We start from the raw sequence: 20,997 nt of genomic DNA, 5'->3' as shown, positions 1-20,997 counted from the left end.
TCGAGCACTCCCCCACCCTACGACGTCTGCGCAGCTCACGCGCAGATAAGCTGGTCAGACGCGCCCCCATATCCCAATGGCAGAGGAAGGCGACTTAAAATCGCTACAGTCTGGGTTCGAGTCCCAGTGGGGGCACCGGTGGCCGCACAGCTCGAGAACGCAGAAACCGCCCTTCCGATTGCTCGGGAAGGACGGTTTCTGCGTTTTCGATGCTACTTCGCGGGCTGTTCCGTCTTCGCAGGAGCCTTCTTGGCCGCGGGCTTCTTCGCAGGAGCCTTCTTCACGGCCGGCTTCGCAGCGGCAGCTGCGGCGGTTTCGGTCGGCTTCGCCGGCTGAGCGGGCTTTGCTGCGTCAGCAAACTTCGCTGCGTCTGCGGGCTTCGCGGTGGCCGCAGGCGCGGCATCCGCTGCCGGACGCGGACGCGATGCGAACTCTTCGAAGAACGCACGCGGCTGCTGAACCTTCTCGAGGTTCACGATGTCGCGGTCGAGCCACAGGTTGTTCCACCAGCCCCACAGCACGCGCCACTTGCGCTCCCACGACGGCATTGCGAGACCGTGGTAGCCACGGTGCGCAACCCACGCGAGGAAGCCCTTAAGAGCGAACTTGCCGGACTGGAAGACACCGGTGCCGAGGCCGAGGCCAGCAACAGCGCCGAGGTTCTTGTGCACGTAGTTCACCGGCTCCTCGCCGCGAAGCACGGCGATGAGGTTCTTGGCGAGACGCTTGGCCTGGCGCACAGCGTGCTGTGCGTTGGGAACGCAGAAGCCGCCGACGCCTCCACCGGTCAGGTCGGGAACAGCCGACACGTCACCAGCGGTCCATGCGCCTTCGACGACCGCGCCATCAGCGTCGACGACGCGCAACGTCGCCTCAGCCCGGATGCGTCCGCGTTCTTCGGTGGGCAGATCGCCGGCACGCACCACCTGCGGGTTGGCCATAACTCCGGCCGTCCACACGATGATGTCGCTGGGGATGACCTCGCCGGTGGAGAGTTCGACGTTGCCGCCGACCGCACCGGTCACCTGCGTGTCGAGGTGGACGTTCGCGCCGCGCTTAGCGAGGTCCTTGAGGACCCACTCGCTGGTCGGGAGCGAAACCTCGGGCATGATGCGCCCCATCGCCTCGACGAGGTGGAAGTGCGTCTCGTCGAAGGTGAGCTGTGGGTAGCGCTTGAGCAGGGCGGATGCGAACGAGCGCAGCTCCGCGAAGGTCTCAATGCCCGCGAAGCCACCGCCGACGACGACGACCGTCAGCAGTCGCTCACGCTCGGGGCCGGCCGGCATCGAAGCAGCCTTGTCGAAGTTCGACAGCAGCTTGTCGCGAACCCAGACTGCCTCTTCGATCGACTTCATGCCGATCGCGTTGTCAGCGATGCCGGGGATCGGGAAGGTGCGAGAGACAGAGCCCGCAGTGACGACGATCTGGTCGTACGCGAACTCGTATGCGTCGCCCTCTGCCGGGGTGATCGTGGCAACCTTGTTCGCGTGGTCGATCTTGGTGACCTTCGCGGCGATCACATTCGTGCGCTTGAGGTGACGGCGTGTGGCGACCACCGCGTGGCGCGGTTCGATCGATCCTGCAGCCACCTCCGGCAGGAACGGCAGGTATGTCATGTACGGAAGCGGGTCGACAACCGTCACTTCGGCTTCACGCTTGCGGAGCTGCTTTTCGAGCTTCCATGCAGTATAGAAACCCGCGTAGCCGCCACCGACGATCAGAATCTTGGGCACAGTGCTGTTCTCGGGCACAGTTGGGAAACTCCTAATCAGGGTGCTGGCGTGCGAGATTTGCGCGCCGATCGGATGAGCCGGGCAGCTGCGGTGACGCCTAGCCCGACAAGAATACCAGGGACTGTGAGTGCGATCAGCGGAAGGGTACCGTAGCGCAGCGATTCAGCGCTGGGAAGCAGCGGCGAACCCGGAGTCGTCGGCGCCTCGGCGGCAGGCAGCGGCTCAACCTCGATGGGCGTGACTTCCGGCTGTGGCAAAGGATCCGCCTCCGCGCGACGGTACAGCCGAATCCACTCGGCAAGATCCCCCATCGGGTTTTCATCGACCAGCGGAACCGATTCCGACACGGCGGCTGCTGCGTCCAGGAGTCCGTATCCGTAGAGCGGGTCAGGAAGTTCTTCGATCTCATCGACTTTGATCGCCGTCTTGATGATGCGGTTGATCACGTTCGCGGCATCCAATTCGGGGTGCGCAGCACGAACGAGTGCGGCAGCCCCTGCCACGATCGGAGCTGCTCCACTCGTGCCGCGCCACGGTGCCAGCGTGCCGTCCGCGAGGATGCCGATCAGCCCCTCGCTCGGCGCTGAGATGCCGATCGTGATGCCCTGGGTTGATGCCTCAACACTCGCGGTACCGGTCTGATCGACGCCGCCGACGGTGAGCACGCCCGGGATCGTCGCGGGCGCACCGACGACTCCGGTACCGCTGGCACGGTTGCCGGCGGCAACGACCACGACAACGTCGTGCTCGTAGGCATAGAGGAAAGCCTCATCCCAGCTTTCATCCCAGTCGAGCGTGTTCGTGGTGAGCGACATATTAATGATGTCTGCGCCGTGATCAACAGCCCAGCGGATGCCGGTGGCGATCTGCTCGCTGAACGGCACGGCCGCCGCGGCGCCGAAACCGACCGAGATCGACAGCAGATTTGCCTCCGGGGCAACGCCGATCATGCCTGTGCCGTCAGCTTTTCCGCGGCCGGCCGCGACAGATGCGACCAGTGTGCCGTGATTGCTGTCGATCGCTCCGACGGGGGTGCGGCCGTCTGGTGTGCCGCTTCCAGAAACGTCGATGCCATCGATGACCGCGTCACCGAAGACGCCGGGCACCTTGCCGATCCCGGTATCGATGATGGCGATCGTGACGCCTTTACCGCGTGTGGTGTGCCACGCTTCGCGAATTCCAGCGCCGTCGAGCCAGTACTCGGTCGCACGCACCGGATCGGTAGGATCATCCGGGATCGGCGGCGGCGTCGAGGTGGGACTCGGACTTGGGCTCGGCTCGGGTGTCGAAGTCGGCGTAGCCGCAGCCCCGATGAGCAGAACAGATGCCGCCACCGCTGCGAAGGCAACGGTGTTTCGCAGCATCGTCGGCAGCTTCATCCGCCTGCGACTCCCGGTTCCTCGCACTGGCAGCGCTCAGGCGACCAGCTCGAGCGCGCGAGCGCCGCGTCACCGATCGGGTTCACGCCGGAACCGGCGGCGAGAGCGTGACCGGCCAGCGCATGCAGGCACTTCACCCGCGTGGGCATCCCGCCGGCCGAGATGCCATCGATCTCGGGCACCGCGCCGAACTGGGCGCGATCTGCCTGATAAGCCTCGTGAGCCCCCTGGTATGCGGCGGCGACATCCTCGTCGTCGAGAAGCGCAGCGAGCTCGGGCATCACAAGGGTGGCCTCAAGCGTCGACATCGCGGCGGTGGCCGCGGGATGCGTCAGGTAGTAGAACGTCGGAAACGGCGAACCGTCCGGCAAACGCGGGCTGGTGGCGACCACGGTGGGGTTGCCGCAGATGCAACGCGCGGCGATGCCGATGACACCGCGAGCCGGCCGACCGAGCTGGGTCGAGACCACGTGGATTTCGGCAGGGGTGGGCGGGGTGAAAGGCGGTGTCGTCACCATCCCAGCCTACGGGAGCAGATGCTGTGCAAACCCCTATTGAGCTGCACTCGCCGTGGCGGCGAGGCCTGCTCCGGCGATCGTGCGCAGGAGCTGCGGCATCCAGTCGGTTGGTGTCTCTTCGAGCTCATCGCTGACCGGAGTCTGCTCGGCGGGAAGCGACGCAGGATCCAGGTCGTTATCGACGAGATAGACGACCTCGCCCGGCTTGACGTAGTACAGCCGCTCGCGCGCCTGAGTTGTGATGTACGCCGGGTCGTCCCAGCGTTCGCGCTCTTGCTCGAGCGCTTTGATCTCATCGGCGCTGACCTGAACGGCTACTTCGAGCGCCGCGATCTTCTGCCGCTGGTCGATGTAGGTGCCCAGGGTCGGCACGAGCACCCACGCCCCCAGGACCACGAGCGAGAGCATGATCACCATGAACCCAGACAGTCGGATGCCCGATGCCCACTCCCGCACATCGACCTGGGCCGATGCCGTCCGCGCCCGCGCCGTCCGGGGACGAGAAGGGGGAGCCTGACGCTGTGCCATGGCTCCCCCTCTCGTCTTACTGCTTCAGCTGTTGTGCTCTCAGCGTTCAGCCCTGGAAACGGGGGAACGCCGAGCGGCCAGCGAATACCGCGGCCTCAGCGAGGTCTTCCTCGATGCGCAGAAGCTGATTGTACTTCGCCACGCGCTCGCTGCGCGCCGGCGCACCGGTCTTGATCTGACCGGCGTTGGTAGCGACGGCGAGGTCTGCGATCGTGGTGTCTTCGGTCTCACCAGAGCGGTGCGAGAGCATCGCGGTGTATCCGGAGCGCTGTGCGAGGCTGACCGCGTCGAACGTCTCGGTCAGGGTACCGATCTGGTTGACCTTGACCAGCAGCGAGTTGGCGACGCCGCGCTTGATGCCATCAGCCAGACGTGCCGGGTTCGTAACGAACAGGTCGTCTCCGACCAGCTGAACCTTCGAGCCGAGCGCGTCGGTGAGAAGCTTCCAGTTGTCCCAGTCGTCCTCAGCGAGGGCATCCTCGATCGTGACGATCGGGAAGTCATTGACCAGACCGACGTAGTACTCGATGAGCTCAGGGCCCGACCAGTCCTTGTTGTCGAGGCGGTAGACACCATCGTTGAAGAACTCGGTGGCGGCGACGTCGAGGCCGAGGGCGATGTCCTTGCCCGGGGTGAATCCGGCCTTCTCGATCGCCTTGATGAGGAATTCCAGGCCCTCGCGGTTGCTGGGCAGGTCGGGGGCGAAGCCGCCCTCGTCGCCGAGGCCCGTGGCGTAGCCGGCAGCCTTGAGCTCGCTGCGCAGGACGTGGTAGGTCTCAACACCCCAACGCAGCGACTCGGAGTAGGTCTCTGCACCGATGGGTGCGAGGAAGAACTCCTGCATGTCGATGCCGTTGTCGGCGTGCTCGCCACCGTTGATGACGTTGAACAGTGGCACGGGCAGAACGTGCGCGTTCGGGCCACCGAGGTAGCGGTAGAGCGGCAGGTCGGCGCTGTCTGCGGCAGCCTTGGCAACCGCGAGGCTGACGCCGAGGATCGCGTTGGCGCCGGTGCGCTTCTTGTTCTCGGTACCGTCGGTCTCGTTCAGGATCTCGTCGACGATGCGCTGCTCGCTCGCCTCGATGCCCTCAACGGCCGGGCCGAGCTCGTCGATGATGGCGTCGACGGCCTTGAGTACGCCCTTACCGCCGTAACGGCTCTTGTCGCCGTCCCGAAGCTCGTACGCCTCGAATGCGCCGGTGGATGCGCCAGAGGGGACGGCCGCGCGCTGGACGATGCCATCGTCGAGGAGCACCTCCACCTCGACGGTCGGGTTGCCGCGGGAATCCAGAATCTCGCGTGCGCCTACAGCCTCGATGAGTGCCACGTATGTGCTCCTTGCTCAGAGAAAAGGTTGTTGTGGAGCGTCGTCGATCCGTGGCCAGTCTAGTGCGAGGCATCCGACATTCACATGTCGTCTTGCTCTTCCAGCGCAAGCTGCGCAGAGCGCACATCCGTGATGATGACATCCGCCAGCCCGGAGCGCAGCACCGCGCTGACCGCACGCTCCTTGCCCTCCCCACCGCCGATCGCAACACGCAGGTCGACCTTGTGCAGCTGCTCTTCGCTGATTCCGACGAATCGATCCTCGAGTCCGGGCACCGTTCGCCCGTGTGCGTCAAGCAGCGACGTGCCATATTCGGCGATGACACCCTGCTCGGCGTATGCGTCGAGTTCGCCTGTCTCGGTGAGGTGCTGTGCAAGCAACGAAGCGCTCGGCCAGCCGCCGATCGTGAGGAACGCTTTCGTGACGTGATCGAAACGGCTGAGGGTGTGCTGGATCGCGGGATGCTTGAGGATTACCCGCGCCTCCGGCTCGATCAGGATCGGCGCATACAGCGGATAGGTGGCACCGCCCGCGGCGCGGCCCATGTTGGAGATGACCTCTACGCCGTCCTCGAGCCGCGGCCAGCCGACGCCGGTGAGTTGGACCACGTCCGCGCTCGGCAGTGTTGTGATGCCCCGCGAAGCCAGTACCAGCGTGCGGCCGGGAGTGAAACCGACGACGTCGTCCTCTTCGATCGTCTCGACGATCACCCGAGCTGTGACGGCGGCGATCGCCTCTCGCACGGTCAGTTCATTCGTCGAGTACGTCGCGACGACGAGCGCTGATCGCAGTCCGAAGCGCTGAGCCAGCCGGGCCGACAGTTCGACATCGATCGGTTCGGCGACCGTTGCGCGCACCTCGATGAGCCCGAGTTCGCGCGCCCTGCGCACCATCCGGGCGGTTGCGAATCGTGATCGACCGATCTCATCGGCGATGTCGTTCACGGTCCGCCCGTGCGCAAGGTTCTGAAGCGCGACATAGACGTGGAGTACTTGCTGATCCAAGGGAAGCACTTTGCTCATAAGAGCACTATAGAGCCACTTATGAGCAGATCAGTGCGCCGGGATGCCGTTCGGGTACACGACGGCCTTCATGGAGTCCGGTACATCCGCTGCCAGAGTCAGGGCGGATTCGGCATCCGCAAGCTCGAAGCGGTGCGTGACGAGCGGCTCGACGTCGACGCGTCCGCTGGAGACCAGCGCGATGGCCGTCGGCCAGGTATGCGCGTAACGGTTCACGAGCGAGACCGAGATCTCCTTGACGTTCAGACGCGAAAGCGGCAGCGTCACGTCCTCTTTCGGCAGTCCGACCATCGCGGCACGCCCGCCGTTGCGCAGGCGCCAAAGCCCCTGGGCGAGGGCGCCCGGTGCGCCCGAGCATTCCAGCAGCACGTCCGCGTCCTCGTGTCCGGGCCCTTCCGGGATCTCGCCGACCTTCTCGGTGCGGAAGCCAAGTTTCGCAGCGAGCGCGAGACGGAAGTCCGAGATGTCCGAGATGACGACATCGGCGGCGCCCTCGGCTCGAGCGACCTGAGCGGCGAGGATCCCGACCGGTCCTGCACCAGTCACCCGCACCCGGTCGCCGGGCAGAAGGCCGGCGCGACGACAGGCCCACAAGCCGACCGAGAGCGGTTCGCACAGCGCTGCCGCCTCGAAAGACATCGAATCCGGAATCACGAACAGGTTGCGCGAGTCGATCGCGAGGCTCTGCACGAGCGCGCCATCGTATGGCGGTGTCGCGAGGAAGACAAAGTCCGGACACAGGTGGTAGCGGCCGACGAGGCACTCCTCGCAGTTGCGACATGGCGTGCCCGGTTCAATGGCGACCCGATCGCCGACGGCGACATTCGTGACTTCGCTGCCGGTGGCGACGACCGTTCCGGCTGCTTCATGGCCCAGAATGATCGGGCCTTCCACCTTCCAATCACCGATGTACCCGACTCGGTAATACGCCGTGTCGGATCCGCAGATGCCCACCGCCTCGATGCGAACGATCGCTTCACCGGCTGAGGGTTCCGGAACCGGAACCTCCTGAACTCGGATCGTTCCCAGAGCGGGCATGACTGCTGCGAGATTCGCCATCGTTGGTTTCCTTCCGTGCGGCGCCAAGACGCCTGACCATGATCAGAAGTCACGCTAATGGGATGCCGCACATCGAAATCATCCGCGCTCATAGGAGCGCCGTTGTCACACTAAAGAGCGAATGCTCGTACGCCGGCACGGGGCGATGTACCGCGCCTCACACGATGACGGCGACCGCGATGCCGTCCCATCCCTTGATTCCGACGGTCTGCAGGGCTGTTGCGTCGAAGCGGGGGTCCTCCCCCAGCATCCGCAGCCCGTCACGGGTTCCGATCACGCGCGGATCAGTGGTTTCGTCGTTGACGATTTCGCCATCGCGACCGATGTTGTCGAGGATGACCACCGTGCCGGGATGACCGAGCCGTGCCGCCCAGTCGAGGTAGAGCGTGTTCGATTCCTTGTCCGCATCGATGAAGACGAGGTCGAACGGCTCGGAACCTTCCAGCGTCGGCAGCACGTCGGCTGCGCGAGCAATGCGGATGGCGACGCGACCGCCGACGCCAGCTGCGTCAATGCTCGCTCTGGCGATAGCGGCGTTGGCCGGTTCCGCCTCGATCGTTGTGACGTTGCCGCCTTCACCGACGGCTCGGGCGAGCCAGATGGTCGAGTATCCACCCAGCGTCCCGATCTCCAGCACACGCCGCGCACCACTGATGCGGGCGATAAGGTTCAGCAGTTTGCCGCTGACCGGGGCGACTTCGATGTCGGGCAGCCCCGCCGCCCGCTGCGCGGCGAGCGCCGCCTCCAACGCGGGGTCATGCCCGACCAGCGCGTCGGACAGGTACTCATCAGTGCGGCGCCAGTTCGCAGCCGTTGGTTCAGCCATGGCTCCACCCAACCCCGCGCGCTCGACGCCGTCAAGGGCTGAGGGATTCAGCCACGTGGCTGGGACAGCATCCGTCCGATCGATCCGTCCAATTCGGGCTGCCGGCGGAACTGCCCTGCCAGCACGAGGATGACGATCACGATCGCGCAGGCGATCCATCCGGCAACCCCGAGCGGTCCGGCCAATGCCATGTCGAAGGTGGTTCCCGCGGCGAACAGCAGAGCAATGAGGCCACCGGCGGCATTCATCGCACCGTGCGCGAACACTGCCGGCCACAGCGACGCCGAGCGCAACCGCAGCCAACCGAGCAAGATGCCCCAGGCGACGCATCCCGCGGTCATCAGCAGCACACCGGTGATGTCGATGCGTCCGAAGTTATAGCCGAGCAGGATCATCGGCGAGTGCCAGACGCCCCAGATCGCACCGCTGATCAGCAGCGCGGGCCAGGTGCCGAGTGGGCGGAGCGCCGGCAGCAGGAATCCGCGCCAGCCGATCTCCTCGCCGAATGCGAGGAAGGCGTTGATCGTCGCTGCCGCGAACGGAATGGCCACCAGTTGAGAAAGGATGACGATGATCGCCGGAGGCACCGGAATCCCCGCGGGCGTCGACGCTTCCAACTGCTGGGCAAAGCCCGAGAACGCAACGAGATCCAGTTGCACCCAGCCACACAGCGCTGCGATGGCGACGGATGCTGCAATCACCACAGTCGGTCCGAACAGGCCGAGCACCATCATCCAGACCACACGCTTAGCCGGCCGCAGCGGCCACATGCCCAGGAACCGCAGCCGCTCCCCCTTCGGCACCGGCCGGAAAACGAGCATGACGATCAATACGGCGAGCGCCGGCGTGAACATCGTCACGGGGATGAGTATGCCGGCAAGCGGGTTGGCCAGTCCACCTTCCAGCCACAGCGGCAGGGCGAGGAGCCAGGCGAGGCCGAGAGCGAGGATGACGAAAGAGATCGTGGCGATCGGGCGGATGCGGGTCATGTCAGATTCCTGTCGTCAGGCGCTGTGCGCGCGGAGAGTTTCCAATACGGCGGCAGCATCGGATGCCCCGTCGACGGTGACGACGAACACGCGTCCGTTGGCCTCCGTCACTTGCAGGGCGTCGCCTGTGCGTAACACGACGCCACGCCGCCCGTCGAGCCCGATGCGCCATCCCCAGCCGCCGAACTCGGCGAACGGGTTGACTTGCACCCACTCGATCTTCTCGATGCGTTCGAGGGGGATTCGCGAGTTCGGCCAACCGAGCAGCGAGCGAACGCGGAGACCCTCAGCGTTCACCCGCACACGGAAGACGACCATGCTTCCGATCGTCACCGCCAACAAGAAGGTCACGAACCCGAGAATCCACCAGCTGTCATCGCCACGCGCGATCCAGAACACCGTCATCAATGCCAGCAGCGCCAATGCCGAAACGAGAACGACCACGCCGCTTCGGGCCATGGTCGCGGTGCCGAACCAGACCGCGCGCTCGGTGGTCGCAAGTGGGATGCTTCCGGCGGGCGCTGCTTGAGTGGCCTCGTACACCGGGCTCTTCGGCTGCAGGAACCAGCCCAGTGCGGTGAAGCCGACGAGCAGCCCGAAGCCGACGAATGTCCAGATCCCGATATCTGGAGTGTCTGCGGCATCCGCCAGACCGCGCTGCAGCGCTGCGCCCACTACCGCGAGGAACGCGATCATTGTGCCGAGTCCGAGATTGACTGCGCCCATGAAGCGCGCGGTCGTCGACCACTGCGCGACCGGCTGCTTGGTGCTGCTCTGCGGCAGACGTTGCGCGAATGCCACAATCACAGCATCGAAGATGACCACACCACCGCCAATGCCGAGAATCATCGCGATATAACCCCATTGTGAGGCGACGCCGTCGACGCCGTCCGAGCCCCAGTGGATCGCCATGGGGTCCGGCAGTTCCGGCATCCACGCGATGATCACCGCGGCGGCCAGCGCAAGGAGCCCCAGCGGAACGATGACACCCACCCACAGAAAAGCAGTGCGGGCGCGACGGATTTCGTCAGTCATACGGGAGTCTCCTTGATGAGAGCGGCAAGAGTAGTCGGCGATATCCCCAGCCCTGCGGCTCGGGATACAAGAGCGGTGATGTCCTGTGACAGTTCGGCGAGCGGACCGGCCGACGCCGCGACGATGGCGCCTCTCCCCCGGCGAAGATCAACCAGCCCCTCATCGCGCAGCTGTTGGTAGGCACGCAACACGGTGTGCAGGTTGATCTCGAGCGCCTCGGCGAGCTCGCGGGCGGATGGGAGCCGGTGACCGGGAGCAAGGCGCCCCGCCACGATATCCATGCGCACCGAGGCGGCAACCTGCTCGAACAACGGTTGGGAGCTATCGACGTCGATCTTGATCAGCATCGTTCCCCCTTCCGTCTGAACTTATAGTAATTCTAGTTCAACTAGAACAACTGTCACAACTGTCCACCTACTTTGTCGCGACGTACACTCTCGGCCACACTGGCGGAATGAAGATCACTCCCCGACGTCTCGCGATCGGCATGAGCCTGTGGGCTCCGAACTTCTTCAGCGGCATCCGCATCCGCCGCTTCAGCGAAGACTGGACGCACGCGACCGTTGAGCTGCACATCAACGTGATCACCCGCAACTACGTAAAGACCGCGTTCGGCGGGTCGATGTCAGCGATGACCGACCCTTACTTCTTCATGCTCGTCATGCACCAGCTCGGTCGTGACTACGTCGTGTGGGACACCCGCGGAGAGATCGAGTTCCTCAAGCCGGGGCGCGGAGTGCTGACCGCGCACTTCCACGTGCCGAAAGAGAAGGCGGATCAACTCCGCGAGCGAGCGGCTGGCGGCACCAAAGTGCTGGAGTGGTTCGAAACCGAGATCACCGACCGCGACGGCGATGTCGTCGCGCGGGTGCGCCGCGAGGTCTATATCCGAGAGAAAAAGCGCGTCACCGCGGCTCGCCAAGACTGAGCACCATCCGTTAACTCGTGCGTGCCACGATTACCGAATGGAACTCGCCCGTCGCCTGACGCTAACGGATGCTGTCGCCATCGGCCTCGGCTCGATGATCGGTGCCGGCGTCTTCTCGGTGTGGGGTCCGGCGATCGAGGTCGCGGGCTCCGGGCTGCTGATCGCACTCGCCATCGCCGCGGTCGTCGCATTCTGCAACGCGGCGTCGTCCGCTCAGCTCGCCGCAGTGCACCCGGTTGCCGGCGGCACCTACGCGTACGCACGCGCGGAGATCGGGCCCTGGTGGGGCTTCATCGCGGGCTGGTGCTTCGTGATCGGGAAGGTCGCGAGTTGCGCTGCGATGGCGATGACGTTCGCCGCGTATGCCGCTCCGGCAGGCTGGGAACTCCCGGTCGCGATCGTCGCCGTCGCGGCTCTCGCCGCCGTGAACTGCTTTGGCGTCACCCGTACGGCGCTTCTCACCCGCATCCTGGTCGTCGTCTCATTGCTGGGTCTCGCCATCGTGGCGGCAGCGGGCTTCACCGCTTCGACCTCGGCCGAACCAGCACCGCTGCCCGATGTCACTATCTACGGCGTATTGCAGGGAGCGGGGCTGCTGTTCTTCGCCTTCGCCGGATACGCGCGCATCGCCACCATGGGCGAAGAGGTGACCGATCCCGCACGAAATATTCCGCGAGCGATCGCGATCGCTCTCACCGGGGCTCTGATCGTCTACGTGCTCATCGCGGTCGTCGTGACGCTGACGCTCGGAGCGGATGCTGCGACGAGCACCGCACCCCTGGCAGCTGTCGTCGATGCGGCCGGATGGTCGGATCTGGCACCTGCCGTGCGGGTGGCTGCGGCCGCGGCATCCCTCGGCGCACTGTTGGCGTTGCTGACCGGAATCGGCAGAACGTCACTGGCGATGGCCCGGGAGTCGGATCTGCCCCGCTTCCTCGCCGTCGTACACCCGCGCTGGCAGGTGCCCCAACGTGCGGAGATCGCCATCGCACTGGTCGTCATCGGGATCGTGCTCGTCGCGGATCTGCGAAATGCGATCGGATTCTCGTCGTTCGGGGTGCTGCTTTACTATCTGATCGCGAACGCCTCGGCGTTCCGACAGCCCAGCGCGGCCCGGCGCTACCCGCGGTTCATCCCGGTGATCGGTGCGCTCGGCTGTCTGGTACTGGTCAACACACTGCCGTTGGTGGCATCGCTGATCGGCACGGGTGTGGTGATCATCGGTGTCGTATACCGGATGCTGCGGCTGCGGTTCGCTCGCTGAGCGGGTGAGACTCCAGCGCCATGACGACCGCGGGCAGCAACGCCTCGGCGGTGCGTCGGTAGCCAGCGGCGCTGGGGTGAAAGCGGTCAAGGCTGAACATCTCCTCCGATTGCTCGCGGAACGCCGGCCCGACCGTCTCTCGGAGATCGACCGGCACCGCACCGGTGCGCCATGCGACCCTCGTCTGTTCCAGCGCGAGGCGTCGTGACATCCGCGATAGCAGCGCGCGCAGCGGCTGCGGCACCGGCTGGAGTGTGCCGAGGTCGGGGCAGGTGCCGATCACGACGGCGGTACCGGCAGCCTGAAGTCGAGTGATCGCCTGCTCGAGTTGCTCAGCGGCGACGGCGGGCGGAACCACGTGCGTGACGTCGTTGCCACCGACGACGATCACCGCGACGTCGGCGCGATACTCGCCGGGAAGAGCATCGATCTGGCTGGCGAGCGCCGATGACTCCGACCCAACGACCGCGGCGGTGCGCAGGCGCACCGGCCGTTGCATCCGCTTGGCTGTGGCTTTCGCGATGCGCCCGCCGAGCGTCTCTTTCCGATGTTCAGCACCGAGGCCTGCGGCCAGGGAGTCACCGAGCAGCAGCATCTCCACCGGCTGTCCGCTCAACGAACGCGTCCATACTCGATCGGCGTTCAGCGCGTCCTCGCCGAGCGGTTTGCCGATGCGCTCGCGCGCAATCGCTGCTTGATGGGTGAGCAGTGCGCGTCCGCCGAACGCGAGTGCTGCGAAGGCCGCTCCCACGACGAGGGCAACACGGACCCGAGTCATGGCCCCATTCGAGCGTTCCACCGTGAACACGGCCTGAACGTCGGTACACCAGTCGGTGGATTTTCGCGGACAGGACTCAGCTCAGCGGCTTGATCTCCAAAGATCCCACCGCCGCGCCGGCGGCGACAGTGGCGAAGGAGGTGTAGCCATCGGCTGCCGAACGCTCCAGAAGCGCCTTGAAGTTCTTCGCACGACGCTCCAAGCGCACCCGCGCGCCGTCCTGCACGAGCGCGGCCTTGTGCGCGATGAGCTCAGCGACCGCAACGTCTGCGTCGTGCACAAGAACGATGGCCTGCGCCGCATCGTCGCCTTCTTCGGAGACCAGGTCGACGAGTCGCTCGAACCCGAGGGAGAACCCGACTGCTGGAACCTGCTGGCCGAGGAAACGACCGATCATGCCGTCGTATCGTCCGCCACCGCCGAGCGAATAGTCGACGGACGGATGCGCGAGTTCGAAGATTGTGCCGGTGTAGTAGCCCATACCGCGCACGAGGAAGGGATCGAACGCCAGCGGGATATCGCCCTCGAGCGCCCGGCCCACCGCGACCGCTTCGCCGATGCCGACCAGGTGCGCGACGATCTCGTCTGGTGCGCCCTCCGGCAGTGCCTGACGGATCTGCCGTTCGCCGAATGGATTGAGCTCGTCGGTCTGCGGGCGGTTCAGGAATGCCTCGAAAGCGTCGACAGCGGATGCCGCTGCACCGCGTTCTCGCAGCTCCTTTGCAACCCCCACCGGACCGATCTTGTCGAGCTTGTCGATCGTGATCAGCACGCCCGGGCGCTCTTCAGCGGTGAATCCGAAGGCATCGAGCATCCAATCGAGCACGCGGCGGTCGTTGATCCGCACCGTCGCACCCTCGAGCCCGAGCGCGTCGACGGCGTCAAGCGAGGCGACCATCAACTCGGCTTCGGCGCGCGAGGAGTCATCCCCCATGATGTCGATGTCGCACTGCATGAACTGGCGATAGCGCCCCTTCTGCGGGCGCTCCGCTCGCCAGACCGGACCGATCTGGATCGCACGAAACACGCCGTGCAGCTGTCCGCGGTTGCTCGCGTAGAACCGTGCGAGCGGCACGGTGAGGTCGTAACGCAGCCCGAGGTCGGAAAGCGCGGCGGCATCGTCTGCGCCAGCACGGATCGTCTCAGCATCCATCCCTCGACGAAGAACGTTGTACGCGAGCTTCTCGTTGTCACCGCCGAGGCCTGCGTGCAGACGCGAGTATTCCTCCAGCGCCGGCGTCTCGATCTCGTCGAAGCCATGAGCGCGATAGCGCCCCCGGATGACGGAGAGCACACGCTCACGGCGAGCCTTGTCGGCGGGGAGGATGTCGCGCATGCCGCGCGGCGGGTTCACAGTAGCCACGTCTCTATCTTTCCAGGTCTTGAGGTGAGCCGAGTTCTGTGCCGAATACCGGACGGCGACGGTGGCTTGCGGCGTGTTGCAGTACGGCACGCCGCAACGCTGCCGGAACGTCTGGGACTTCGGACGCTTCAGTCCGCCTCGGCGGCGCGGACCTCGTCCTCCAGCACGCGAAGACGCTCGCGAAGAGCGCGCTCGGCGTCCCAGCCGTTGTCGCGCGCCTGGTTGACCAGGACCAGCAGCGCGTCACCGAGTTCAGCTTCGGATGCCGGGCGCGCCGCCTTCGACGCGCCGGCAGGCCCAGGGGCCGGAAGCACAGCAGCCGCGCGGCCAGCGATCTTCTGGGCGAGCGCGAGCGCGGGCATCCCCCTCGGCACGCCGTCCAGCACGCTGAGTCGTGAGCGCTTCTCGGCGGCTTTGGCGGCGTTCCAGTGCACCAAGACTTCTTCCGGGGTGTTCGCGACAGCGTCAGCGAACACATGCGGATGCCGGCGCACCATCTTCTCGGTGAGAGTATCTGCGACGTCGTCGATGTCGAAGGGATCGTCCGGGTCTTGAGCGGCGATCGCCGCGTGGAACAGCACCTGCCAGAGCAGGTCGCCGAGCTCTTCACGCAGGTCCGCACGAGTGCCGTTCTCCACCGCATCGATCACCTCGTGCGATTCTTCGATCAGATACGGCACCAGGTCACGATGTGTGATCTGCTGCGACCACGCGCAGCGCTCCCGAACAGCGCGCATTGTCTCGGCAGCTTCACGCAGCGAGTCCGAGGACTGGGTCATCGTGTACCTCCGAAGGTGGTTCAGGAACTCGCGGCCGTCACCCGTCGGTGCCACGCCGCTCGCGCGGACACGATGAAGCCCGACAGGACGAGAGCGATCAGCGAGCCGACCAGCACGCCGAGAATGGCCTGGTCACGCGTGGCCGCGTCCTCGGCGAAGGCAAGGTTGGCCAGCAGCAGCGAGACGGTGAAGCCGATGCCGCCCAGCGTTCCGGCCGCCAGCAGGTCGGGAATCTTCAGCGCGGGTTTCTTGCCGCGCATTCCGATGCGCACTGCCACCCAGCCGAACAGCGTGATTCCGATGATCTTGCCGACCGGCAGGGCCACGGCAATGCCGAAGAACGCTGGCGACAGTTCGGACGGAGATACCGCCGGGATCACCACGAATGCGGCAGCGAACGCGAAGACCGGCAGGATCGCACCGTTGACCCAGGGCTCCAGCACCTCGCGGGCACGCACCGACGGCGTGTATGCGATGGCCAGCCCCAGCATGACGCCGGCGATGGTCGCATGGATGCCGGAAAGCAGCACCAGCGCCCAGACCACGACTCCGACGATGATCATGGCGGTCACGATGAGCCGCGGATGCCGGGTCGGCAGCATGCGCGACAGCACAGCGAACACCGCCACACCGACGAGAGAGAGTACGAGGTAGAGCCAGTTCAGGTCGTGTGCAAAGAGCACCGCGATGAAGATGATTCCGATGATGTCGTCGAGGATCGCCAGCGCGAGCAGGAAGACGCGGACGGCGGCCGGCAGCCCCTTGCCGAATACCGCGAGCACCCCGAGCGCGAAGGCGATATCGGTTGCGGTCGGGATCGGCCAGCCGGTCGCTGTATCGCCACTGCCGGCGAACATCAGATACACCGCGATCGGAACGAGAACGCCACCGGCGGCGGCGATCGCCGGCTGCACGGCCTTATGAAAAGAGTTCAGCTCGCCGCGCGTCAGCTCATACTGCAGCTCCATCGCCACGGCGAAGAAGAAGATCGCCAGCAGCCCGTCCGAGATCCAGTGCGCCACCGACATGTCGATGCCGACTCCGGGGATCGCGATGTGAAACCCCAGCACCTGATCGATCGGACCGAAGGTCGGCAGATTCGCCAGCAGCAACCCGAGGGCAGCGGCGACCAGCAGGAGCACCGCCGGGAACTGCTGCGTGCGCAGAAGGTTCTTGGATTCAGACATCCGTCCCATGCTATCTCCGCCCGGTTCGCCTGCCCCGGTCGTCACGTGGTCAGAAGCGGTCGCCACTCGGGGATAACCTCGAATAGTGACTCCCGAGCCCACCAACACAGAGGCCATCCGCGTCATCGGCCGATTCGAAGCCGGACGCGGGATTCCCGACGAGATGCGTGCGGACGTCCGCATGCTCGGCGCCCTTCTGGGCCAGGTGCTGCGCGAATGCGGCAGCCCTGGACTGTTTGAAGATGTCGAACGTCTCCGCTTGGCGACGATCCAGGCGTACGAAGAAGAGAGCACGGACGCGTTTGAGCGCGCGACGCAGATCGCGGACTCGTTCACGGTGCAGCGCGCTGATGAGGTTGCGCGTGCGTTCACCTGCTACTTCCACCTGGTGAACCTTGCCGAAGAGCACCAGCGGGTGCGCATTCTGCGCGAACGCGCTGGCAAGCCCGGACGTGAGAATGCAACCGACACCGTCGCGACCGCCTATGCGCAGTTGCGCCGGGAGGTCGGCGATGATGACGCCCGGCGTCGGCTGGAGGATCTCCGCTTCCACCCGGTCTTCACCGCGCACCCCACTGAGGCGCGCCGTCGGGCGGTTTCTGCCAGCATCCGTCGCCTGTCAGAACTGCTCACCCAGCACGACGCGGCCAGCGCCGGTGGCTCTGAGGAGCACCGCGCACGCCGACGGATGCTCGAAGAAGTCGACACGCTCTGGCGCACCGCACCGCTGCGCGGGCAAAAGCCCTCGCCCACCGATGAGGTGCGCACCGTGATGTCGGTGTTCGATGAGACGCTGTTCACCACCGTCCCGCACGTGTACCGCCGCATCGACGATGCCCTGCGCGGCGAAGATTCCGGCGCTAGCGCTCCGATCGTTCCCGCCTTCGTGCGCATCGGATCGTGGGTGGGCGGTGACCGCGACGGGAACCCGTTCGTGACAGCTTCGGTCACCAGAGAAGCCGCCCACATCGCCTCCGACCATGTTCTTCGCGGACTCGAGCGCGCACTCGACCGCATCGGACGCACGCTCACTCTCGACGCCGAAGGCACGCCTCCCAGCAGTGCCGTCGTCGCCTTGTGGGATGCTTTTGCGGCATCGGATGCCACCACCGCAACCGAGATCGCAGCCCGCGCTCCCGACGAGCCGCACCGCCGGGTGCTGCAGGCGCTGTCGCGTCGCGTCGCCGAAACCCGTCTCCACCTGGAAGGCGGCTACCAGGCACCCGAGGAGCTGCTCGCCGATCTGCGTGCTGTGCAGGATTCACTGGCAGTATCCGGGGCGAAACGGCACGCCTTCGGTGGCATCCAGCACCTGATCTGGCAGGTGGAGACCTACGGCTTCCACCTCACCGAACTCGAGGTGCGCCAGCACTCGCAGGTTCACCGCGAGGCCCTCGCCGAACTCGATGCCGGCGGCGCACTCAGTGAGCGCACACAAGAGGTGCTCGAGGTGTTCCGTGCGGTCGCGGAGATTCAGCGCACCTATGGCCTGCGGGCTGCCGGGCGCTATGTCGTCTCGTTCACGACATCGGCTGAAGACCTTGCGAACGTGCACCGCCTCGCGCGCTACGCGCTCGGCGATGATGTTCCCGAGCTCGACGTCGTGCCACTGTTCGAGACGTTCGCCGATCTGCAAGCTGCCCCCGGGATCCTCGCCGAGGTCGTCACCTTCCGCGAGTTCCAGTCCCGTCTGGCCGCGACCGGAAACCGTTTCGAGGTCATGCTCGGCTACTCCGACTCGTCGAAGGACGTCGGCCCCGTCGCCGCAACACTTGCGCTGTATGAAGCGCAGGAGAAGATTGCCCTGTGGGCGAAGGATGCCGGCATCGCGCTGACCCAGTTCCACGGTCGTGGCGGCGCCCTCGGCCGTGGTGGCGGGCCCGCGAACTCCGCGATCCTCGCCCAGCCTCCGCACTCCGTCGACGGCCGGTTCAAGCTCACCGAGCAGGGTGAGACGATCTTCGCCCGCTACGGCGAGCCGGCCATCGCCATGCGACACATCGACCAGGTTGCCGCAGCCACGCTGCTGGCCTCGTCTCCCACCGTCGAGGCGCGCACCAGCGGTGCTGCAGCCCGCTTCGCTGATGTCGCAAGCATCATGGATACGGCCTCACGCAAGTGCTTCTTCTCGCTGGTGAAGGCGGACGGCTTCGCACCCTGGTTCGCCACGGTGACGCCGATGGAGGAGATCGGGCTGCTCGCTCTGGGCTCTCGCCCCGCACGCCGCGGTCTCTCGGTCGAGTCCCTGGAGGATCTGCGAGCGATCCCGTGGGTGTTCGCCTGGACACAGGCGCGCATCAACCTGGCCGGCTGGTTCGGCCTGGGCACGGCCCTCGAGGCCGTCGGTGACGAGGCTCTCCTCAGCGAGGCGTACCGCGAGTGGCCGCTGCTGCAGACGATGATCGACAACGTGGCGATGAGCCTGGCGAAGACTGATGAGCGCATCGCGCGTCAGTATCTGGCGCTCGGTGACCGTGACGATCTCGCACAGCTGGTGCTGGATGAGCTCGCCCTCACCAAAGAGTGGGTCATCCGCCTCACCGGAGGCACGGGTCTGCTCGAGAACAAGCCGATCCTGCAGCGCGCCGTGACACTGCGCAGCCCGTACGTCGATGCGCTGTCGCTACTGCAGCTTCGTGCACTGCGCGAACTGCGCTCGCCCGCCGCTGTTGCCGAGTCGACCACGGAGACAGCCGAAGGGTCTGGCGCAGCAGAAGAACAGCGCCGACTGCTCCTGCTGTCGGTCAGCGGCGTCGCAGCGGGTCTGCAAAACACCGGGTAAGCCCGCCCGAAAACCTCGCGTGTGATGACTGCGAAACACGCGAGGTACAGTGGGAACTCGTGCCGGACCTTGCACGCCCTCTTATGCGACACGATCGCACCTCCTTGACACTCTTCAGAAAGTCGTCCCGCGTGACCGCTACTCTTACCGAATTCCACCCGCTCGCCGAGACCGTTCAGCCCGTGTTCGATACGGTTCTGGCGCGCAGCCCGCATGAACCCGAATTTCAGCAGGCAGTGCATGAGGTCCTCGGAACGATCTCTCCCGTGCTCGAACAGCACCCGGAGTACGTCGAGGCCGGCATCCTGGATCGCATCGTGGAGCCGGAGCGCCAGATCATGTTCCGCGTACCGTGGATCGACGACGCCGGAAAGATCCAGGTCAACCGCGGCTACCGCATCCAGTTCTCGTCTGTTCTCGGCCCGTACAAGGGCGGGCTGCGCTTTCACCCTTCGGTGAACCTGTCGATCATCAAGTTCCTCGGATTCGAGCAGATCTTCAAGAACGCGCTCACCGGTCAGGGCATCGGTGGCGCGAAGGGCGGAAGCGACTTCGACCCGCACGGCAAGACCGACGCAGAAATCATGCGCTTCTGCCATTCATTCATGGGCGAGCTGTACCGTCACCTCGGCGAGCACACCGATGTTCCCGCAGGTGACATCGGAGTCGGCGGCCGTGAGATCGGCTATCTGTTCGGCGCTTACCGCAAGATCACCAACCGCCACGAGTCCGGCATGTTCACCGGCAAGGGCACCGGCTGGGGCGGCGCCGAGGTGCGCACCGAGGCCACAGGTTACGGCGCAGTGTTCTTCGCCCAGGAGATGCTCGCCGTCCACAACGATTCGTTGCAGGATAAGCGCGTCGGCATCTCTGGTTCCGGCAATGTCGCGATCTACGCGATCCAGAAGGCCATGCAGCTCGGCGCGACGGCGGTCACCGCATCCGACTCTTCCGGCTACGTCGTCGACGACGCCGGAATCGACCTTGATCTACTCCGTCAGATCAAGGAGGTCGAGCGCGGCCGCATCGTCGAATACGCCAAGCGTCGTCCCGGTGCTCGCTTCATCGAGGGTGGCAGCGTCTGGGAAGTGCCCGTTGACATCGCGGTGCCCTCGGCAACGCAGAACGAGCTCAACCTCGCCGATGCTGAAGCACTTATCGCCAACGGCGTGCGCGCGGTTTCGGAAGGCGCGAACATGCCCTGCCTGCCGGAGGCCGTTGAGGCATTCCAACGCGCTGACGTGCTGTTCGCGCCGGGCAAGGCGGCAAATGCCGGTGGCGTTGCAACCTCGGCGCTCGAGATGAGCCAGAACGCGTCCCGTCAGCGCTGGACCTTCGGCGACAGCGAGAACAAGCTGCGCGAGATCATGTCCAACATCCACGACGCCGCCTTCCAGTCGGCTGAGAAGTACGGTGTTCCCGGAGACTACGTCGCCGGTGCCAACATTGCGGGGTTCCAGCGGGTTGCTGCGGCGATGCTCGCCCAGGGCGTCATCTGAT

19 protein-coding genes and 1 tRNA gene are annotated in these 20,997 nt (G+C 65.6%); 5 read left to right on the top strand and 15 right to left on the bottom strand.

Translation table 11 applies throughout. From position 1 onward, the window contains the following. Positions 1-62 precede the first annotated feature (62 nt). A tRNA-Leu gene (locus ACW5CM_RS03250) sits at positions 63-135 on the top strand. A gap of 77 nt (positions 136-212) precedes the next feature. Here ACW5CM_RS03250 and ACW5CM_RS03245 read toward each other — a convergent pair. The 11 genes from ACW5CM_RS03245 to ACW5CM_RS03195 form a co-directional block, all read right to left on the bottom strand. Beyond that, on the bottom strand, positions 213-1,733 hold the full coding sequence (locus ACW5CM_RS03245) for an NAD(P)/FAD-dependent oxidoreductase (protein WP_438253694.1): 1,521 nt from the start codon (positions 1,731-1,733) through the stop codon (positions 213-215). Between the two features lie 35 nt (positions 1,734-1,768). Beyond that, positions 1,769-3,097, bottom strand: a complete 1,329-nt coding sequence (locus ACW5CM_RS03240) for a S8 family serine peptidase (RefSeq protein WP_457124174.1) — start codon at positions 3,095-3,097, stop codon at positions 1,769-1,771. Between the two features lie 11 nt (positions 3,098-3,108). Next, entirely contained in the window at positions 3,109-3,627 is a 519-nt protein-coding gene (locus ACW5CM_RS03235; protein ID WP_457124173.1) for a DUF501 domain-containing protein, read from the bottom strand. A gap of 36 nt (positions 3,628-3,663) precedes the next feature. After that, complete coding sequence (locus ACW5CM_RS03230; RefSeq protein ID WP_457124172.1) at positions 3,664-4,158, bottom strand: FtsB family cell division protein; 495 nt, start codon at positions 4,156-4,158, stop codon at positions 3,664-3,666. A gap of 46 nt (positions 4,159-4,204) precedes the next feature. Beyond that, the gene (gene eno, locus ACW5CM_RS03225) at positions 4,205-5,485 is read right to left on the bottom strand and encodes a phosphopyruvate hydratase (protein ID WP_438253339.1); all 1,281 of its coding nucleotides are present in this window, start codon (positions 5,483-5,485) and stop codon (positions 4,205-4,207) included. An 80-nt stretch (positions 5,486-5,565) separates the two neighbouring features. Continuing rightward, positions 5,566-6,507 carry a sugar-binding transcriptional regulator gene (locus ACW5CM_RS03220; protein ID WP_457124171.1) on the bottom strand — a complete coding sequence of 314 codons (942 nt, stop codon included), beginning with the start codon at positions 6,505-6,507 and terminating at the stop codon, positions 5,566-5,568. Between the two features lie 30 nt (positions 6,508-6,537). Further along, positions 6,538-7,566, bottom strand: a complete 1,029-nt coding sequence (locus ACW5CM_RS03215) for an NAD(P)-dependent alcohol dehydrogenase (protein WP_457124170.1) — start codon at positions 7,564-7,566, stop codon at positions 6,538-6,540. A 157-nt stretch (positions 7,567-7,723) separates the two neighbouring features. Beyond that, positions 7,724-8,392 carry an O-methyltransferase gene (locus tag ACW5CM_RS03210; protein ID WP_438253326.1) on the bottom strand — a complete coding sequence of 223 codons (669 nt, stop codon included), beginning with the start codon at positions 8,390-8,392 and terminating at the stop codon, positions 7,724-7,726. Between the two features lie 47 nt (positions 8,393-8,439). After that, entirely contained in the window at positions 8,440-9,381 is a 942-nt protein-coding gene (locus ACW5CM_RS03205; RefSeq protein WP_438253325.1) for a CPBP family intramembrane glutamic endopeptidase, read from the bottom strand. Between the two features lie 15 nt (positions 9,382-9,396). Further along, positions 9,397-10,416 carry a DUF1648 domain-containing protein gene (locus ACW5CM_RS03200; protein WP_457124169.1) on the bottom strand — a complete coding sequence of 340 codons (1,020 nt, stop codon included), beginning with the start codon at positions 10,414-10,416 and terminating at the stop codon, positions 9,397-9,399. Next, positions 10,413-10,763, bottom strand: a complete 351-nt coding sequence (locus ACW5CM_RS03195) for a GntR family transcriptional regulator (protein ID WP_457124168.1) — start codon at positions 10,761-10,763, stop codon at positions 10,413-10,415. Before ACW5CM_RS03195 ends, ACW5CM_RS03200 begins: the two co-directional genes overlap by 4 nt. Before the next feature lie 107 nt (positions 10,764-10,870). On the opposite strand from ACW5CM_RS03195, the gene ACW5CM_RS03190 reads away from it, so the two are divergent. Together ACW5CM_RS03190 and ACW5CM_RS03185 are read left to right on the top strand one after the other, a co-directional pair. After that, entirely contained in the window at positions 10,871-11,344 is a 474-nt protein-coding gene (locus ACW5CM_RS03190) for a DUF4442 domain-containing protein (protein WP_457124167.1), read from the top strand. A gap of 37 nt (positions 11,345-11,381) precedes the next feature. Continuing rightward, on the top strand, positions 11,382-12,608 hold the full coding sequence (locus ACW5CM_RS03185) for an APC family permease (protein ID WP_439254995.1): 1,227 nt from the start codon (positions 11,382-11,384) through the stop codon (positions 12,606-12,608). Here ACW5CM_RS03185 and ACW5CM_RS03180 read toward each other — a convergent pair. The 4 genes from ACW5CM_RS03180 to nhaA form a co-directional block, all read right to left on the bottom strand. Continuing rightward, complete coding sequence (locus ACW5CM_RS03180) at positions 12,562-13,386, bottom strand: SGNH/GDSL hydrolase family protein (protein WP_439254996.1); 825 nt, start codon at positions 13,384-13,386, stop codon at positions 12,562-12,564. The genes ACW5CM_RS03185 and ACW5CM_RS03180 overlap by 47 nt on opposite strands. Positions 13,387-13,462: 76 nt before the next feature. Then, positions 13,463-14,722 (bottom strand): histidine--tRNA ligase, encoded by a 1,260-nt coding sequence (gene hisS, locus ACW5CM_RS03175; protein ID WP_457124354.1) that lies wholly within the window; start codon positions 14,720-14,722, stop codon positions 13,463-13,465. Between the two features lie 155 nt (positions 14,723-14,877). Continuing rightward, positions 14,878-15,528, bottom strand: coding sequence for a nucleoside triphosphate pyrophosphohydrolase (locus ACW5CM_RS03170; RefSeq protein ID WP_457124166.1), 651 nt, complete (start codon positions 15,526-15,528; stop codon positions 14,878-14,880). A 20-nt stretch (positions 15,529-15,548) separates the two neighbouring features. Next, a complete protein-coding gene (gene nhaA, locus ACW5CM_RS03165; RefSeq protein ID WP_457124165.1) occupies positions 15,549-16,715 on the bottom strand; it encodes a Na+/H+ antiporter NhaA in 1,167 nt (388 codons plus the stop codon). Positions 16,716-16,878: 163 nt separating this feature from the next. On the opposite strand from nhaA, the gene ACW5CM_RS03160 reads away from it, so the two are divergent. Both ACW5CM_RS03160 and gdhA read left to right on the top strand, forming a co-directional pair. After that, positions 16,879-19,497 (top strand): phosphoenolpyruvate carboxylase, encoded by a 2,619-nt coding sequence (locus ACW5CM_RS03160; protein ID WP_457124353.1) that lies wholly within the window; start codon positions 16,879-16,881, stop codon positions 19,495-19,497. 131 nt (positions 19,498-19,628) lie between these two features. Further along, complete coding sequence (gene gdhA / locus ACW5CM_RS03155) at positions 19,629-20,996, top strand: NADP-specific glutamate dehydrogenase (RefSeq protein WP_457124164.1); 1,368 nt, start codon at positions 19,629-19,631, stop codon at positions 20,994-20,996. Position 20,997: the final 1 nt, after the last annotated feature.

This window comes from Microbacterium wangyouchuni (genome assembly GCF_054072595.1).
Note: the sequence above shows the minus strand (reverse complement) of the source record. Positions and strands in the feature narration are given on the sequence as shown.